Here is a 16,664-nt window from a genome sequence, read left to right as displayed (position 1 = left end):
ACATACTATTATAACGATATCTTCCGAAAAACACCTCTTGTTTGTATACCTAGTTTATTAAAATACAAACAATATTGTGCCCCTTAGTACCTCAAAATATCATTTAAACATAATCATGATTTGATTAGATGTTACACGCTTTATTACACGATAGCCTTTCTTACTTCGCGTAGCAACGCCTTCTATATTTGGAAGACAATACTCACCAATTACACAAGTTCCATCATCTCTAACTCGAATTTGACCTAACAATCCTACAGCTATCCATTCAGATCGTTCAATCCTAGATACATATTTTTTCTCGGGATTCCATTTTGGATTCAATATAGCTTTTTTTTCACATTTCCCCGAATGATTTATATTCTCAAATTGAAGTCTCCCCCATTCATCGACAAGGTACTTTTCCTTCCATCTCATTTCAGCGCTATTTCCTAAAATGCTAGGTGTATCACTTGTTATCCCTAAAATATACTCATCTTGAGCTGTGGCCTTTCGTATAAATTCCCCATCAAGTGTAACAAAAAAGCCAGCATCAATTGCTTCTTTCTTTACTTCAAACATTTCAGCATAATTAATTCCACTAGATATATATGTTGTTCCATCAATATACATATTTCTTGTACTAGCCAACCATTTCGCACCAATTTCCTTATTATTAGGTGCTAAACCATTACCAATAAACCATGAATATGATTCTTGAGAATCTCCATATTTCCCTATTATATGGGATCCCGTAAATCCCGAAAAATTCCCAACTCCTTCTGCATGAGAGAAATCACCTCCTGCCACTGTGTGAGTCCCTTCCGCATGGGATGCTTTTCCTTGTGCTATTGTGTAAAATCCCTCTGCATGTGCGCTTTTCCCTTTAGCAACTGTAAAATAACCTTCTGCATGCGCACTTTCTCCATAAGCAGTCGTGAAATTTCCTTCCGCATGCGAAGCAACGCCCTCTGCTGTTGTATAAATTCCTTCTGTATGAGATGCGATTCCCTCCGCTGTTGTATAGACTCCTTCTGCATGTGCACTACCCCCTTGTAAATCATCATCAGGATTCCCCGTAGTAGTATAACTACCCTCCACATGCGAGTTTTTTCCGTAAGTTATTGAGTTCTTTCCTTCCGCATGGGATGCGATCCCTTTTGCTACCGTATTATTTCCCTCTGCATGAGATGCGATTCCTTTCGCTACTGTATTAGATCCCTCTGCATGAGATGCGATTCCTTCCGCTGTTGTATGAGTTCCTTCTGCATGCGCACTATCTCCTTGTAAATCATCATCAGGATTCCCCGTAGTAGTATAACTACCCTCCGCATGCGAGTTTTTCCCATAAGTTACTGTACTATTCCCTTCTGCATGTGAAGATTCTCCATTGGTTAAAGTATTAGCTCCCTCTACATGCGAATAATCCGCACTTGCTGTTGCATTAGCTCCTTCTGCATGCGAAGCAATTCCTTTCGCTACAGTATTAGCTCCTTCGACATGCGAATAATTTGCACGTGCTATTGCATTAATTCCTTCCGCATGTGAAGCGATTCCTTTTGCTACTGTATTAGATCCCTCCGCATGAGATGCGATTCCTTCCGCTGTTGCATGAATTCCTTCTGCATGCGCACTATCTCCTTGTAAATCATCATCAGGATTCCCCGTAGTAGTATAACTACCCTCCGCATGCGAATAACATCTAGGTTTCATTTGAACTAATAGACGAGAATATATACCCACATTAACACCTTCTTTCTTTATAAATTAATAAAACCCAATAATTGTATTCATTTACGCTGGGAAAAAATTAAAATTATACAAATTTGAATTTTTTATCCATAAAAACCTACTCTCTAAAAATTCAAGAGACTACCTTTTCTTATGATATTTATATTATTATGTATAAATATCATATATCACGTTTAATCCATTGTTTGTAATACATACAAATATTCTTTATACTCCTGAATTGTTTCTCTCTCTATCATGGTAAGTATATTTTGTTTTCTCAATAATAAATGATTTATCCATCCCAATATTTTTTGAATAAGATAATTTTCAGTATCTTTATTAATTATAAAACTATTTTGTTTGGTTAATTTAATTACATTAATCCAATCCGTTATGAGATCTACTTCTATTTTATACTTTTGATGATTCAAATTTTTGCGTTCAAAAGTCAATTCTTCTGCAATTAACACTAAAGATCCCTGTGTTACTAAAGTAAGCCATGATGCCATTGCTGTTTCTTTTATAAATTGATGTCCGGCAAAATATCCAAATGGTTGTATTAGATCTTGTTTTCGAAATAACGGTACTGATAATCCTCCAACATAATCTTTATTTTTTAAAATAAAATTACTACTCACGATGCTATCCCATTGCATATCTGTTTTATAAACTTCTCCTATACCATTACGAGGAGTAATTAAATCCCCATGCATATCTATAGAATCCGTGTATGACGTGACTAATTTCACAGGATTTTTTACGTCTTTTAGAAAATAGTCCATCATTTTTTCAATTTTTGTTGGATAAAACAAATCATCTTCCATCAAAAAATTAATATAGGTACCATTTGAAACCCTTAATAGTTCCTGCAATATATTTAATTTAGACATATATTTATTATCCCTGATATATGTTATCTTATTAGAATAAGGTAAAAAATCCTTTTCCAATAGAATTTGTATATTGTCAGTAGGAGAAGGATCTCTAATTATGATTTCAATATTTGTATATGTCTGAAGTAAAACACTGGTTAAAGCCAGTTCTAAATAAATATAATTTCCTACTGCAGGTATTAAGACACTTACTAGTGGTTTTCCCATAAATATACCCCTCACAAAATATAGTTTAGATAATCATTTTCAGCTTTTGGATAACTCTAACATGAACTCTCAGCTATAAAAAAATAACCATCACATGGCTCGTTTTAGAAATTTTATACTTGTTCTTACATTTCCATTATGAAGGAAATAAAAATATCATTTCTTTCTCTTCCGGAACACATTTCCCAATTCCTCCCAAAAAACACTTCCAAGAATAAATACTGCACAATTTTTAAAATGTAACTCCTCCGCTTCCTCACGGAGGCTTTTTTCATTTACTAGTCTGATATGTACTTTTTGTTTGAATACTAGATATATTATAAAAAGAGGTGATAGTTGTGTTGAAAAACAAGAAGTTCTAGCTGCGTATCAAGAAGAACTTGAAACCATTTGCAATTTAATTCATCATTTAGAACATCGTTCTAAAAAAATCTACAAATAGTCACAAACCAATTTCTGCAGATGGTTTGTGTAAACCTGTTACCAAAAAGTTTACGCAAATTGTCTTATCGTCAAACAGGTGGTCTTGGGCCATCAAGGACATATGATTACCTTTTCTCCTGCGTATTGTACTTGTTGCAACACTTCCTTGGAGTACGAACCTATAAAAAGATACCGTATTCGTCAAGTATATGATTTATCACCTATCCAAATAGAGGTGATGGAACATAAAGTAGAACAAAAAGAATTCCCACATTGCCATTCTATCTAAGAATCCATGTTTTCCTCGTTCTGTCCAATATGGACCGAACATAAAAGGCTTAATTCCTTATTTAACGTATTATCACTGCCTTTCTTTGAAACGAACAAAAGAATTCTTTCAAGATTGTTTTGGCCATTCCATCAGTGAAGGGACTTTGGTGAATAATGTAAACGCTTTTTCTTCCCACTTACAACCTTTCCTATAGAAAGCAAAGGAGAAGATTCTTCAGTCTCCTGTTGTTCAGTTAGATGAAACAGCTATACGTGTGGTTACTACATACTGCAAATACACCGGAGGTGACATTTCAACATATTCATCAAAAATACGGAAAAGAATCGATGGATGCGAATGAAATATTGCCTTCTTTTTCCGAAATTGCGATGCATGCTGGTTGGAAATCATATTATATGCATAAATTTCACAATTATTTCATACATTCCTTACCTTAAATCTTATATCCGTAATAATACTTCCCTATAAAATAGTAAAGAGTATTATCTCCTTTTTTAATGTATGACTGTATATGTCACCTTATTAAAAAATCTTTTCAAGTCATGCAAACTGCTAATCTATCCCCATGTAGAATAAAATATGCTCTGATATAATTATATTTAATTGAACAATTCGAGCTAAATTTGATGAGTTCAGAAATAAATTATTCAAATTTCCAAACAAAATACACATTTCATTCGCTAACGTCATTTTAAATTGTATACTTTTTAACACAATTGACGGATGATGCTAAAGATACATGAAAACACCATAAACCCTTCTGAAAGAATCGATTTAAAGACTCTCCACAAATCATTCGTTTATCTAATTCGGCACTGCCTATATTTGATACCTGCCGTATAATCGTTGTATGCGCTAAAAAACACACTCTTTTATTAATTCCTCCACTACAGTATAAAAGCTTAAGTTTGTATCATTACTTTCAACATCCTTTTATCCAAAACATATCTGTCCAATAATCCTTTTATTTTTTCATACTAACTAAGCACCTCTTTCAAAGTAGTCCCCTCTGAATTTCCAAAATCACTAAAATTATTTCTCATATTTTTAAATTGCTAATTTTTTTCGATATATTGAAGAAACTATTTCAAAAAGTTGAATAGAAATATACTGTAAAAGTATCGCCTTCACCAATAATATAAAAAACAAGAAAAAGTTCATATTCTAGATAATTACTTGTTCAAAAATAACCTTAAAAATTTTATTTTTCACTTAAAATGTATTACATTAAGTATCATTTTTATAAGCATAGTACTCTAAGTATAGTAAATTAATGTCTCCCACTTTATCATTTAAGAAATATACTTTTATATCAAATATATTAATATTCGATATTATAGATGACGAAATCAACTAATAGACTCTAATCAGAACGTAAAGATACTCACTATTAGATTCAAAAACATATCGATAATGAAACTAAAAGGATAATTTATTTGCACAGAGTGGCATATTGAGAATCTTATATGAGAAATGCCAATAGAATAAGTAACATATGGGAACATGAAGTTCTCTGTGTGGTCCCTTACCAATCATCAAATATACGTATAGAAGGAGTTAGTATAATGGATTTTATTGAAGTTATACAGCGCAGTTTGGATTCTTTACAATCATATAGTCAACAAGAGTTAATACAGATGGTGCAAACATTTGATTTATCACCTGAAAACGTAATGCCTTATGTTACAGTACCACGACAATTAGAATACGGGAGAAATATCATTTATCATACAAAAAAAATCGAGGTAATGGTGCTGCATTTTCCTAGTTTAGCAAAGACCCCAATTCATGATCATGGTATCTCAACTGGTTGTATTTATGTCGTGCAAGGTAAATTACATAATATTCTATACACCTTTAAGTCCGAGGAATCCAATCCAACTTATAATCAAGTACAACAATTGAAGCAAGGAGATTTATTTACTGTTGATAACGGTACGATTCATATGATGCAAAATCCTACCCCCTTATCCACTATTACTTTTCATGTCTACTCTCCACCATTAGAAGGCGTAAAAATTCACCTCGCTTAAGAAAACATCCTATGAGATGGTTTACTTGCTGATAATTTATTTATTTTGAAAGGAGCTATTATGAATCAATTTAAAAATCGTTTTATACAAAGTCTTCAGGACGGACGGAGTGTATGGCTCCATGGTAAACAAATCGATGTCACAAAAAACAAAAGTTTCCAGGGGACATTAGCTACTATTAACCAGCTGTATGAGCTGTTTAACAATCCTACACACCAACAATTAGTGGGGTATCTAAGTCCTAAAACTAATACTTGGGTCCATACAGCTTTTTTAGTCCCCCAATCCTACGAAGATATATTAAAAAGAAGAACGGCTTTTGAAACATGGAGCTATATGACGGATGGAGTTATGAGCCGTTTATCTGATTATGCTCGATCAAAATTAACAGGGTGGTATTCATCTCGTGAATTTTATAAAAAATTTGATTCTCAATTTCCTCATAAAATAACAGCTTATTATGAAGAAGCCAGAGATCAACACCGTTTCATAAGCGTTATTCAACGCGATCCACAAATTAATCGATCTATTCAGCCTGCTATTAATATAGAAGAATTAGGATTATTAAGAATCGTAAGAAAAACTTCTGATGGAATATTTTTAAGTGGAGCTAAAATGATTGGTACTGCCTCTCCATATTCAAATGACTTATTAATCTATCCTTTAACAAAAATAAAAAGTGAATTAAGTTCTTTAGCTCACTTTTTTATAGTTGCAGCTAACTCTCCAGGTTTGCATATGATTTGCCGTGAATCATTTGCAACTGATTTTTTGCAACAAGAAAATTCCCCCATTAGCTCAAAATATGATGAAATGGATGCGTTATTAATTTTTGATAATGTATTTGTACCATGGGAACGCGTATTATTATATGAAAATCCCGAAGCTCTATGGGAATTAAAATCAGACACAGCCTCCAATAGTTTAGCCTATCACCAGTCTATTGTTAGGTTATTAATAAAATTGGAATTCATCACAGCAATTGCATGTGAAATAGCGGAGGCCGTTGGTGCTGAATCTTATTTACATGTACAAGAAAAACTCGGAGAACTGATTATACAGGTTGAAACGATTAGAGCTCTCTTAATAGCTGCAGAAAGAGAAGGTAGAATAAATGAGTACAATACGTATTTACCCAATTTTAAGTATATTGAAACAGCAAGGAATCTAGGATCTAAGTACTATCCAAGGGCTATTGAAGTTTTACAAATTATAGGAGCTGGAGGGTTTATACAACTACCTTCAAGTATCAAAGATCTTCAAGGTCCATTGTCCCACTTATTAGAAAACTATTTCAAAGGGGCTAGTATTTCTGCAAACAAAAAAACTAAGCTTTTCAAGTTAGCATGGGATATAATTGGAAGTCCCCTAGGATCTCGCCATGAATTATATGAAAGGTTTTATGCTGGGGACCCCATACGTAACACAGCGAGCCAATATACAAATTATGACAAGCAGAAATTTAAAAATATGGTTGAGAAATTTCTGGATGATTAAAATTTACGGTTTTTATTTTATAAAATTTTTATAAGTTAAATTACACAGTTCCGTTTCAAAGTTTAAAAAAATTTAAATGGGTAGAGAAAGAAGAAAAACTATTTATGCAGCTTGATGATTGCTTGTTTTTCGAAGTTGAAAGTCTCGTGTATATCCATCACTATCAATAGCACGATATAAATAACACCCTTCTCTTTTGATTTTGATATACGTCTCATCCAAATACCAAGCATGGTGTGCTGATTTATTTTTCTTCTACCACATTTGATAGCTGAGATTTCCATATTCATGCATCAAACGCATGAGGGTTGTAGGATAAACAGATGCTCTTCGTTCTTTTAAGATTTCAGATACATCACGATAGCTTAAAGAAAATGACAATAATAGCCCATGTCTACCAAAATAATGTCTTTTTCGAACTATTTTCCTTTAAAATATATCATGTATTATTCTCCTCACCACATTTTTTCTACAGTTTAGCTTCATACATGTTAGCATATTAGATGAAAATCTGACATTGTAATAATTAATGGAAATAAAACGTTAAAGAATTAATATATTCCAGATAATATCATAAAAACATTATTATTTTAAATATTATTAAACACGTACAAGGAATTCATATTGAATTTAAAATCCTGTTCTAAAATAAATAAATAAATAAGTGAGGGAAGATAATATGTCAAAAAATAAAATGCCTTTAGTAAGCATCCTAATTCCAACATATAATCGTCCTACATATTTTCAAATCGCTTTAGATAGTGCAATTAAACAAACATATAAAAATATTGAAATTATCATTACAGATGATAGTACAAATGATGAAACTTATAACTGTATACAACCTTATTTAAAAAAGCACAACAATATTTTTTATTATAAAAATCCTGCTACATTAGGCGGTCCACATAACTTTATTAATGCATATGAAAAAAGCAATGGGGAATATATAAACTTTTTAATGGACGACGATATATTTTCTCCAAATAAAATTGAAAAAATGCTATCATATTTTTTAGAAGATTCTACACATAAAATTACATTAATCACTTCGTACAGACCATATATTGATGAAAATGGAAATAGTATTCCGGATACAATCCATAACCAAAAAAAATTCCAACAAGCTACAGTATTAGAAGGAAATCAAGCTGGCAATAGCATTATTTCCGAATTTAATTGGATTGGTGAGCCTACTACACCTTTATTCCGAAAAAAAGACTTAACAGAACCTTTTGGTTTTTTTTCTAAAAGATTATATCGATCCGGTGTTGATATAGCAACATGGCTTAATTTATTATCAAAAGGAAATCTTTTATACATTCCTGAGCCTTTAAGTAAACTACGTTTACACACAAAAAATATTAGCAAATCTCCCCAAATGATTATGAATGCTTTACAGGACTTACTGCATCTTTTATTTCATGCAAAAAAGTATTCTTTTTTAAAAGAAAAAGATACATATCAACTCGCGATTAAGAATGTTTATAAGCTTTTGTGGCTAAGAAAAAATCAAATGAAATTTAATGAGGAACAAAATCAAGAGATAAATTATTATATCCTCCTTTTTCAAAAACTTTTATATTATCAAATACAAAAGGAGGAATTAAACTAATGTCTTTACCACTAGTAAGTGTTTTAATACCCACATATAATCGTCCCGAATATTTTAAACTCGCTTTAGATAGTGTACTTGCACAAGAATATCAAAATATTGAAATTATCATTACAGATGATAGTACAAATAATGACACATACTCAATAGTTACTCCTTTAATAAATTCTTTTTCGAATATACACTATTATAAAAATAATGAAAGATTAGGCGGAATTAAAAATTTTCAACTCGCCTTCCAATACTCCAAAGGTGAATATGTAAGTTTTTTAATGGATGATGACTTGTTTCACCCAAAAAAAATTAGTACAATGATGAAATTTTATTTAAAAGATTCAGCAGGGAAAATAAAGTTAATAACATCTTACAGACAGCCCATAGATGGGAATGGAAATTTCATTCCTGATTTTGCCCCTACAAAAAAAAGACACGTTACTCCAACCCTTATAAATGGATTAGAAGCAGGGGGGTCTATGATTTTAGATTATAATTGGATTGGTGAACCTACCACACCTTTATTCCGAAAAAAAGATTTACACGAACCCTTCGGTTCATTTTGTGGACACCAATATTATTCAGCAGTCGATATGGCCTCTTGGTTAACATTATTAAGCCAAGGAGATTTATTGTATATCCCTGATACCCTTAGCTATTTACGTATGCATGAAAATAATATTGGAAGTAGTATTAATATGAAATTTTATTCAGCTCACGATTGGTTTCATATGGTATATTTTTCACCAATTCAAGGATTTATCCCACAAAACAAACATATATTGCAAAACGCAAAAAAATGTCTTCGTTATATTTCATTAATTCATAGTGTATTTTTTAATGAATACGATGATACACAAAAACAAACGCTACAATTTTATTCAATGTGCTTAATGCAAAAAATTAAAGAATTAGTTAAGAGTGTGTAGGGGGGATATAAACAATGGTTACACAATTACCATTAGTAAGTATTTTAATTCCTGTAACTCAAAATTCTGTATATTTGAAAGCAACACTTACTAGTGCATTATTTCAAACATACGATAACACAGAAATTATTATTAGAGATAACACCTTAACAAATGAGATACGTGTAATGGTAGAAAAGGAATTTTTGCCATACTATAGTAAGATAAATTACGTTAAAAATGATGCACCAATGACAACCCTACACTTACTACAACAATTAATTGAAGATTCAAAAGGGAAATATACTAATTTTTTATTGGAAAAGGACTTGTTTTATCCGCAGAAAATTGAAAAAATGATGCGATATTTTTTATCTGATTCCTTAAATACAATTCAATTAGTGACATCCTCACAATTACAAATAGACGAAAAAGGGCAACCTATTCAAAATTTAAATACAAATAAACTCTATCTCACTGATACAAAGTTAAGTGAGATAGAATGTAGAAATGCGATATTGCAAAAACAAAACTGGATTGGAGAATTAACAGTACCCTTATTCAAAAAAGATCAACTAAATGAACCATTTGGATATTTTAGAGGTATGCCATTTTTTCACGAGTATGTAACAGCAGCATGGCTAACAATTTTAAGTAAAGGAGATATTATATATATTGCAGATGATTTAAGTTTTAAAAGAAATCTGCAAGAAACAAGTATAAGAAATACCAATCAAAAAAATGAATGGGATCAGTTGGTTTTATTTGCAAACCAATCAGGTTATTTACAATAAAGTTCTGTTGCAAAGTTTTCTAAGGGGTCGAAAAATGATTCGAGGAGTATGATATATTTTAAAGGAAAATAGTTCAAGAAAGATATTATGTTGATAGCCGTTTTTCTTTAAGTTATCGTAATGTATCTGAGCTCCTGAGAGAACGTAAAATTTCCGTGTATCCAACAACAATCCTTCGTCGGGTGCATGAATATGGAAATCTCATCTATCAAATGTGGAAGAAGAAAAATAAATCCGCACATTTCGTATGGCGTTTAGATGAAACCTATATCCAAGTCAAGGACGAGTGACGTTATCTTTATCGTGTGGTTGATAAAGAAGGTCACACATTGAATATTCCACTGCGCAAAAAGCGAGATCATCAAGCTGCCTATATGTTTATGAAATGGTTAGTGAAAGCTTTGTGCACTCAAAAAACTGAAATATAATGGTTTTTATGTGCATACGAAACCTTGCACTGTTAAACATTTCAATAATCTCATCAAACAATATCATAGACATATCAATCGACGTTTCGATTCCTTTCAATGTACGTGAATCCTGCGGAATCAACTTTTCTACAGAAACAGATACACGCTCATCACGATGATTTTTTAAAGCACCCATCATAAGAAAGCTCTCTTTTTCCTCTTTTTATTAGTGTTGACACAAAAAAAGGTTGTGAATGGTCTTATCCCTGTCAAGTAGACAGTATTAAAAAGACTAAACAGTCATCGAGATTCGATTTCGGAAGCGTTCACATTTATAAAAGTAAATATACTCTTCAATTGCTTGTATTAAAATGATTCAAATACAACATCCCCGATTTAAAATGGGAGGAATATGACTCGATATAGGCATTATCATGGCAGTTTTCTTTGAAAGAGTGGCTGTCAATGATACCTAAATCTAAAAATCGTTTGTTGTAGGCATGAGATGTGTACTGGAATCCCTAATCTGAATGGAGAATGGTTCCACGCACATCTCTTTTTTGTGCCAACATTTTAATTGTATCTAATACAAGTTCATTATCATTACGCTTGGAAATTTTCCAAGCAACAACTTCGTTATTATAAATATCTTGTACAACAGAAAAATAGCGGAAGCCTTCTTGCAATCGTAAGTAGGTAGCATAGGTGTTTTTTCATATACCAAATTCGTGGATCACTTCATAATGTCCATGTGTATACATGGTCTTTTTTACATTGTCTACCTAAAGGGGGGAATATGAGAAGAAGACTTTTTTGGAGTTAATCTGGAACTATTCATTACTTAATATTCTCACGGATTGTTTGTATTAGGAAATTAGGGTTATCTCCGTGGTTCCTAAGATTCTGTTTTGTGAACTATTCTCCACTTAGTAAAGTTCTTTTGGTATGGGGGATATTGATATTTTACGCAAGAATCGAATGGCTTGGTTTTCGTACACTAGTTCCCTCCTGGAACCATCTATATTAAGTAATCAAAGCACCCAATAGAGTTAGTTTATTAAACGATTTTTGGTTATGTGAAACTGAAATACATCTCCTACCTATCGTTAAGGTGAGGCCACTTGCGGCTTTAGCCGTGGGAGTTTCCAATATGATTTTATCAACAAGTATTTTAATATATATGTACGTGCCAAAAAAACAAAAATAAATTTGATTTGTTCTTTTCACCAAAAATAATTTTAAAAAGTGCCCCACTTATCCGCTTCTACGAACTTACTTGAAGTGAGGGATAACGATTTTGTCCTAAATATTGATTCCTTTTAATATGGATGGTGAATTATAATCTCTATACGATATTGACATCACAGGTACAAGGATTTATATGTTCAGACAATGACATATCTTTCACACTCTCATAACTGATATATATTTTTGTAGAAAGAAACCATATATTTATTTTCACAAGCTATTTCCAACAATAATTACATCTTATTTTTACTTTGTTTCGCGTGCATTTTAAGAGTTTTTTTCCACAAACCACGTTTTTTTAATTGATCACGTAAAGTGCTACTTGGATAACCTAGCTTTTCTGCTACAATATTTATTCCAATTCCTTTTATATATAATTTAATTGCTTGTTGACATATATCATCCCATTCTTCCTTAGAATTCCATCTCTTACTTTGTTCAAATAATTCACTTGCTAATGTTTGCAATTCATTTGCTACTGCACAATATTGAATACATTCCTTCAGCGGTTTTATTTGATGTTCGCAAATTTGACAAAATCGATCCTGTAAATCTAAAATACGAATTCTTTTTGTCCGTCCATTCATGATGCACACCTCATAGACTTTCTTTATATTTTATAACATTGGTATAGATGTCTGTAACAAAATTCATTAACCTGAAAACTATTTTTTAATTCTTCAATATATTGTATACCTCTTACAGATGGTTATCAACACCAAAAATAAATTATAACTTGCTCTGAAAACCTTTTAATTTAAATTATTATCCTTATTTGATGTTTTTTTAACTGAAACTTGGAAAATAAAAATATATTGATTCACGATAAAATTTATATACTTATTGTGAATATATCCATGTAGAAAATCCATGTGTATTCTATTCGGAATTTTATGTATTTATTTGATATTAATGTAAAATCAATTAGTTTAATTTCAATAAGGGAATTTAAACTAATATAGTCAATATCGGAGGTTTAACAATAAAATCAACATATTTTTATGTTTTGTTTTTGTATATTCAAATTACAATCTATGGAAAATGGGTCTATTAAATTATTCTCTTTATTTAGAACATGAATGCTGATGGGCAGAAGCCCATGTTTTTTGTATAATAAAGTCAAATCAAAAAAATTATGTCTTTTTAAAATGGAACCGTTTTTTATGGTGTGTATTATGTTTAGAGGAGGAGATAAAAAATTTAAAAAATGGGGATTATTTGTTATATATTTCAAAAATCATAAGAATGGTCCAATTAAAAGGAATTTAATGATAATTCAGAGAAAATATCTGTTTAAAAATTCTATAACAGAACTATAATATTTGTCTTTTTGAATTTAATAATATTTCTCATTTCTATTTGTATATGTTATATTTATTCAATATTTGATATGGTTCTGCAAAAGGAGTGATCATTGATTTATGTATATACGAGTTAAAGAAATAAGAAAAAGATACGGGGATACATTACAAAGTCTATCAAAAAAAATTGACTATGATTATAGCAATCTTTCAAAAGTGGAACGAGGAATTTACACTCCGTCATTGGAATTACTTAATAAAATAGCTGCAGTTTATCAAATAGATATTGCGGATTTAATTGTTCAACCTCAATCACATGATAAAAGGAACATTGCTTTAGAGGATAAAGAACTTTTGAAAAGTTATTCTGTTAATATAGATGGGAAAAATCTTTCAGAAGATGAATTAGATTTCCTTATACAAAGTATAAGAATTTTTCGTCAAAAGTTAAATAAATATATAGACTAATCACTGAGCCTTTCACAATTAAAATCATATGTCGAAGTTCATTCCTGTTTTCAATTATTTTAAAGATGAGAGTGGCTCCTCTTCTTTGATGAGGGAGAACATGTAGTATCCTAATGTTACTATTATCCACAGTTACGTAGTGAAGATTCTTTGTTTTTACAGCTTGGATATGTCTGACTCGAGTATACTAGATTTACATATGCGACTTTAATACAGTTTCAAGTTGCTTTGCTTCAATACGTTAAATTAAAAAATAGGTTGTCAAGAATGCAAATTCTTTTGGTCTTTACGATTTATTTTCTAGTGTAATTGACATTTGAATAAGTAGCCACTTGTCCGCTCTTAACGGGAAAAATGACTACCATCAGTTTTTTTGAAAATCCATTTCTAGCACATTGACAGATGTGTCAGCACTACTCTCACGATAAAACGCATAGGTGCGCGGGCTACGGTGCGATAAACATTCGTGATCCTATGTTCTAGCGTCTGGCTCCTGCCACACAATAGCGTGAATAAGGCGAGCTCTCTATGATATTATATATCGTGAAATGTATATTCCGATGTTCTTTATCATAGAGATTACGGGTAGTATGCGATTTCTTCAACGCATCAACCGGAATAATTATCCTTCCTTAAGTGTGTGAAGGACGATGTTCTATCGATAGGTGAGACATGCATTTTTGTTTAGCCTAGCCAAAAACTTTTGATAAACTAACTAGAGGTAGAATTCCCCGAAGTAACGCTCAGAAACTCCTACTTCAAGTTTTGCTGAGTGGCCAGTAGTTTCCATCCTAGTTTTATTTAAAAACAGTGTCCAACTGGGCACTGTTTTTAAATTTTTATCAAAATATTTTTTCTTTTTGAATAGATACGAACTTGATATGGATTCATTTTCCCACATTCTTTGTGCCCCACTTTTTTATATGATATTTACAGAATTTACGATACTGAAAAGATCCAGAGAGGACTCTAGTCCGTCTTTTAGACGTGAGATGAAAGCATTGTTTTAGCATAGCGAAACAGGATATCCTTTTTTTATGGTCATGAAAAAAGACGTAAGAGCATTGGAGAACGAACACTCTGTCCAGTATGATCACAGTACCGTAGCCCACGAACCTATATGGTCTGTTAGGGGAATGATGATGGCCCACCACAATCTTGTACGTCAGCGATACCAGACATGGACTTCGCTAACGTATAAGAATCCCACTGACATTAGTTAGCTTAGAGAGTGTCCAAGTATCTGAATTCCCTCTATTTAAAACTATAATGCGATGTTTGATAAGGATTAATATAAACAACAAGGTGTCCCTCATTCTTATGTCTAGGAGATACTTACAGCTCATTTCCATTTTGAATAGTATTCAGTGAATTGTGATAGAAACTAAAATGATCCAGTATGCAAATTCTTTTCGTTGTTATGACTTATACTTTTCGGCTGTTTAATGTTCAGCAATTGTAAACGAATGACAGAAATCTTAGCAACCATTTTAGATAGAAACACATTGATTGTAAAGATGTATTCTCTCTCCATAGCATTTACGATGTAATCTGGCTCCTTTGTAGGAAGTTTTTTCTTCACCTAAACTTTTTAAAGTATTCTTCTACATGGATCAGAAAGAGTATTTCCCTTTTATATCGAGGAGAAAACATAAAATAATAGTTAACTAAGAATATGATTGTATTTATAATTCTGCATTTATTTATATAAAACGTATTCGTTTTAATAACACACTACAACAGGAAACTCTGTAATATCTATACCAACTTTTTGAATGAAGCTCTTTCTACTGTATTAGGCTATCTCTATAGCTCTTATGATCAGTAGATGAATTATGTTATTTTCAACCTAAGATTAGGCGTTTTATTTTGTAATTATATATTAAATAAGCAGTTCGTATTATCTTATACAGATATACATCTCTTTATAAATTCAAATATTCTCAATAATAATCTTAATTTTCAGAAAAATATTAGTGCTTTTTCTCTTTACTCCACCATCGATTATACTGATTTTGTATATTTTGCAGTTGTAGATATAATCCTTCTGCTAATAGCGTCATATTGGGATCTTGTTGTAATTCGATTAACATTTGTTCTATTTCTAGGAACATGAGGTGAATTTTATATTTTTTCTCTAAACCTAAATGGCCGGAAGTTTTTAGAAGCATGGATTCGATTATTCCTATTTGTTGGTCAATATCCCGTAATAACTGTATAGAAGTAAAAAAGCATGCTTGCCCCACTATAACACTCCCTTTTCTATCAATATGAAGTTGTTTGTCCATCGTTTGAAAAGGAGATAAATATAATATTTTTAATGTTTTTACAAAAGATGAAGAACGTTACTATATGTCATCTTCTTCCACTAGACTGAATACTTGAAGGTAATATGTCTTATTTAGAATTATATATCAACTTTTATAATATTTTCAATATTAATATTTATCAATTGAAAATATTATGTATTTTTTGTATAATTTGTTATTCTATACATTTGATTTATTATTTTTTTCTTCAAATGAAAATGTATTTAGCGCATCCTTTGAAAAAATTTTCCCCCAATCGTATGTAGGATATAGCTTAACAGTAGGTGAACGATGAATGAGATTTTGACAAGGGGTTGCAGGAAGCTATTTTACTTGTTTGACATATGTACAACGTTACTGAACAAATATACATTCTCATTTCAATATGTATATATCAACTGTGTGTTTGTTATACGATATATACATATTGAAATGGAATTGAAACGAATGATGATCGATACATCCTATACATTTCATATGTATGATATTAAGTCAATAAAATAGACACAGATAATTTCAATTATGCAGCCTCCGATTCGTACATACGTTCTTTTTTAGC

General features: G+C 31.4%; 12 protein-coding genes and 3 pseudogenes. 8 read left to right on the top strand and 7 right to left on the bottom strand.

Going from position 1 to position 16,664, the window contains the following annotated elements; translation table 11 throughout:
- Positions 1-99 precede the first annotated feature (99 nt).
- Complete coding sequence (locus JDS99_RS32440; protein WP_199696013.1) at positions 100-1,722, bottom strand: peptidase G2 autoproteolytic cleavage domain-containing protein; 1,623 nt, start codon at positions 1,720-1,722, stop codon at positions 100-102.
- Positions 1,723-1,904: 182 nt separating this feature from the next.
- Complete coding sequence (locus JDS99_RS26450) at positions 1,905-2,813, bottom strand: glycosyltransferase family 2 protein (RefSeq protein ID WP_199696012.1); 909 nt, start codon at positions 2,811-2,813, stop codon at positions 1,905-1,907.
- 388 nt (positions 2,814-3,201) lie between these two features.
- Between JDS99_RS26450 and JDS99_RS32830 the strand changes: the two are divergent.
- The 3 genes and pseudogenes from JDS99_RS32830 to JDS99_RS26435 all read left to right on the top strand — a co-directional run.
- Positions 3,202-3,920: pseudogene (locus tag JDS99_RS32830) on the top strand (IS66 family transposase); the annotation flags it as partial.
- 1,173 nt (positions 3,921-5,093) lie between these two features.
- Positions 5,094-5,561, top strand: a complete 468-nt coding sequence (locus JDS99_RS26440; protein ID WP_199696011.1) for a cysteine dioxygenase — start codon at positions 5,094-5,096, stop codon at positions 5,559-5,561.
- A 60-nt stretch (positions 5,562-5,621) separates the two neighbouring features.
- Positions 5,622-7,058, top strand: coding sequence for a 4-hydroxyphenylacetate 3-hydroxylase family protein (locus JDS99_RS26435; RefSeq protein WP_199696010.1), 1,437 nt, complete (start codon positions 5,622-5,624; stop codon positions 7,056-7,058).
- A 105-nt stretch (positions 7,059-7,163) separates the two neighbouring features.
- Here JDS99_RS26435 and JDS99_RS26430 read toward each other — a convergent pair.
- Positions 7,164-7,450, bottom strand: a pseudogene (locus JDS99_RS26430) (DDE-type integrase/transposase/recombinase); the annotation flags it as partial.
- A 287-nt stretch (positions 7,451-7,737) separates the two neighbouring features.
- Between JDS99_RS26430 and JDS99_RS26425 the strand changes: the two are divergent.
- The 4 genes and pseudogenes from JDS99_RS26425 to JDS99_RS26410 all read left to right on the top strand — a co-directional run.
- On the top strand, positions 7,738-8,673 hold the full coding sequence (locus JDS99_RS26425; RefSeq protein ID WP_199696009.1) for a glycosyltransferase family 2 protein: 936 nt from the start codon (positions 7,738-7,740) through the stop codon (positions 8,671-8,673).
- Positions 8,673-9,596 carry a glycosyltransferase family 2 protein gene (locus JDS99_RS26420; RefSeq protein ID WP_199696008.1) on the top strand — a complete coding sequence of 308 codons (924 nt, stop codon included), beginning with the start codon at positions 8,673-8,675 and terminating at the stop codon, positions 9,594-9,596. Before JDS99_RS26425 ends, JDS99_RS26420 begins: the two co-directional genes overlap by 1 nt.
- Before the next feature lie 14 nt (positions 9,597-9,610).
- Positions 9,611-10,369, top strand: coding sequence for a glycosyltransferase (locus JDS99_RS26415; protein WP_199696007.1), 759 nt, complete (start codon positions 9,611-9,613; stop codon positions 10,367-10,369).
- An 87-nt stretch (positions 10,370-10,456) separates the two neighbouring features.
- A pseudogene (locus JDS99_RS26410) lies at positions 10,457-10,885 on the top strand (DDE-type integrase/transposase/recombinase); the annotation flags it as partial.
- 415 nt (positions 10,886-11,300) lie between these two features.
- On the opposite strand, the gene JDS99_RS32610 reads toward JDS99_RS26410, so the two are convergent.
- Together JDS99_RS32610 and JDS99_RS26405 are read right to left on the bottom strand one after the other, a co-directional pair.
- Positions 11,301-11,465 carry a transposase family protein gene (locus JDS99_RS32610; RefSeq protein ID WP_345943234.1) on the bottom strand — a complete coding sequence of 55 codons (165 nt, stop codon included), beginning with the start codon at positions 11,463-11,465 and terminating at the stop codon, positions 11,301-11,303.
- Between the two features lie 795 nt (positions 11,466-12,260).
- Complete coding sequence (locus tag JDS99_RS26405; RefSeq protein ID WP_199696006.1) at positions 12,261-12,614, bottom strand: hypothetical protein; 354 nt, start codon at positions 12,612-12,614, stop codon at positions 12,261-12,263.
- 834 nt (positions 12,615-13,448) lie between these two features.
- Between JDS99_RS26405 and JDS99_RS26400 the strand changes: the two genes are divergently transcribed.
- A complete protein-coding gene (locus tag JDS99_RS26400) occupies positions 13,449-13,796 on the top strand; it encodes a helix-turn-helix domain-containing protein (protein ID WP_199696005.1) in 348 nt (115 codons plus the stop codon).
- 1,384 nt (positions 13,797-15,180) lie between these two features.
- Here the strand turns inward: JDS99_RS26400 and JDS99_RS26395 are convergent.
- Positions 15,181-15,378 (bottom strand): hypothetical protein, encoded by a 198-nt coding sequence (locus JDS99_RS26395; protein ID WP_199696004.1) that lies wholly within the window; start codon positions 15,376-15,378, stop codon positions 15,181-15,183.
- Between the two features lie 391 nt (positions 15,379-15,769).
- Complete coding sequence (locus JDS99_RS26390; RefSeq protein ID WP_199696003.1) at positions 15,770-16,042, bottom strand: hypothetical protein; 273 nt, start codon at positions 16,040-16,042, stop codon at positions 15,770-15,772.
- Positions 16,043-16,664: the final 622 nt, after the last annotated feature.

Origin of the sequence: Bacillus cereus group sp. N6 (assembly GCF_016483705.1) — a bacterium.
GTDB lineage: Bacteria > Bacillota > Bacilli > Bacillales > Bacillaceae_G > Bacillus_A > Bacillus_A wiedmannii.
The sequence above is the reverse complement of the archived record's forward strand: the minus strand, read 5'-3'. Positions and strand labels throughout refer to the sequence as shown.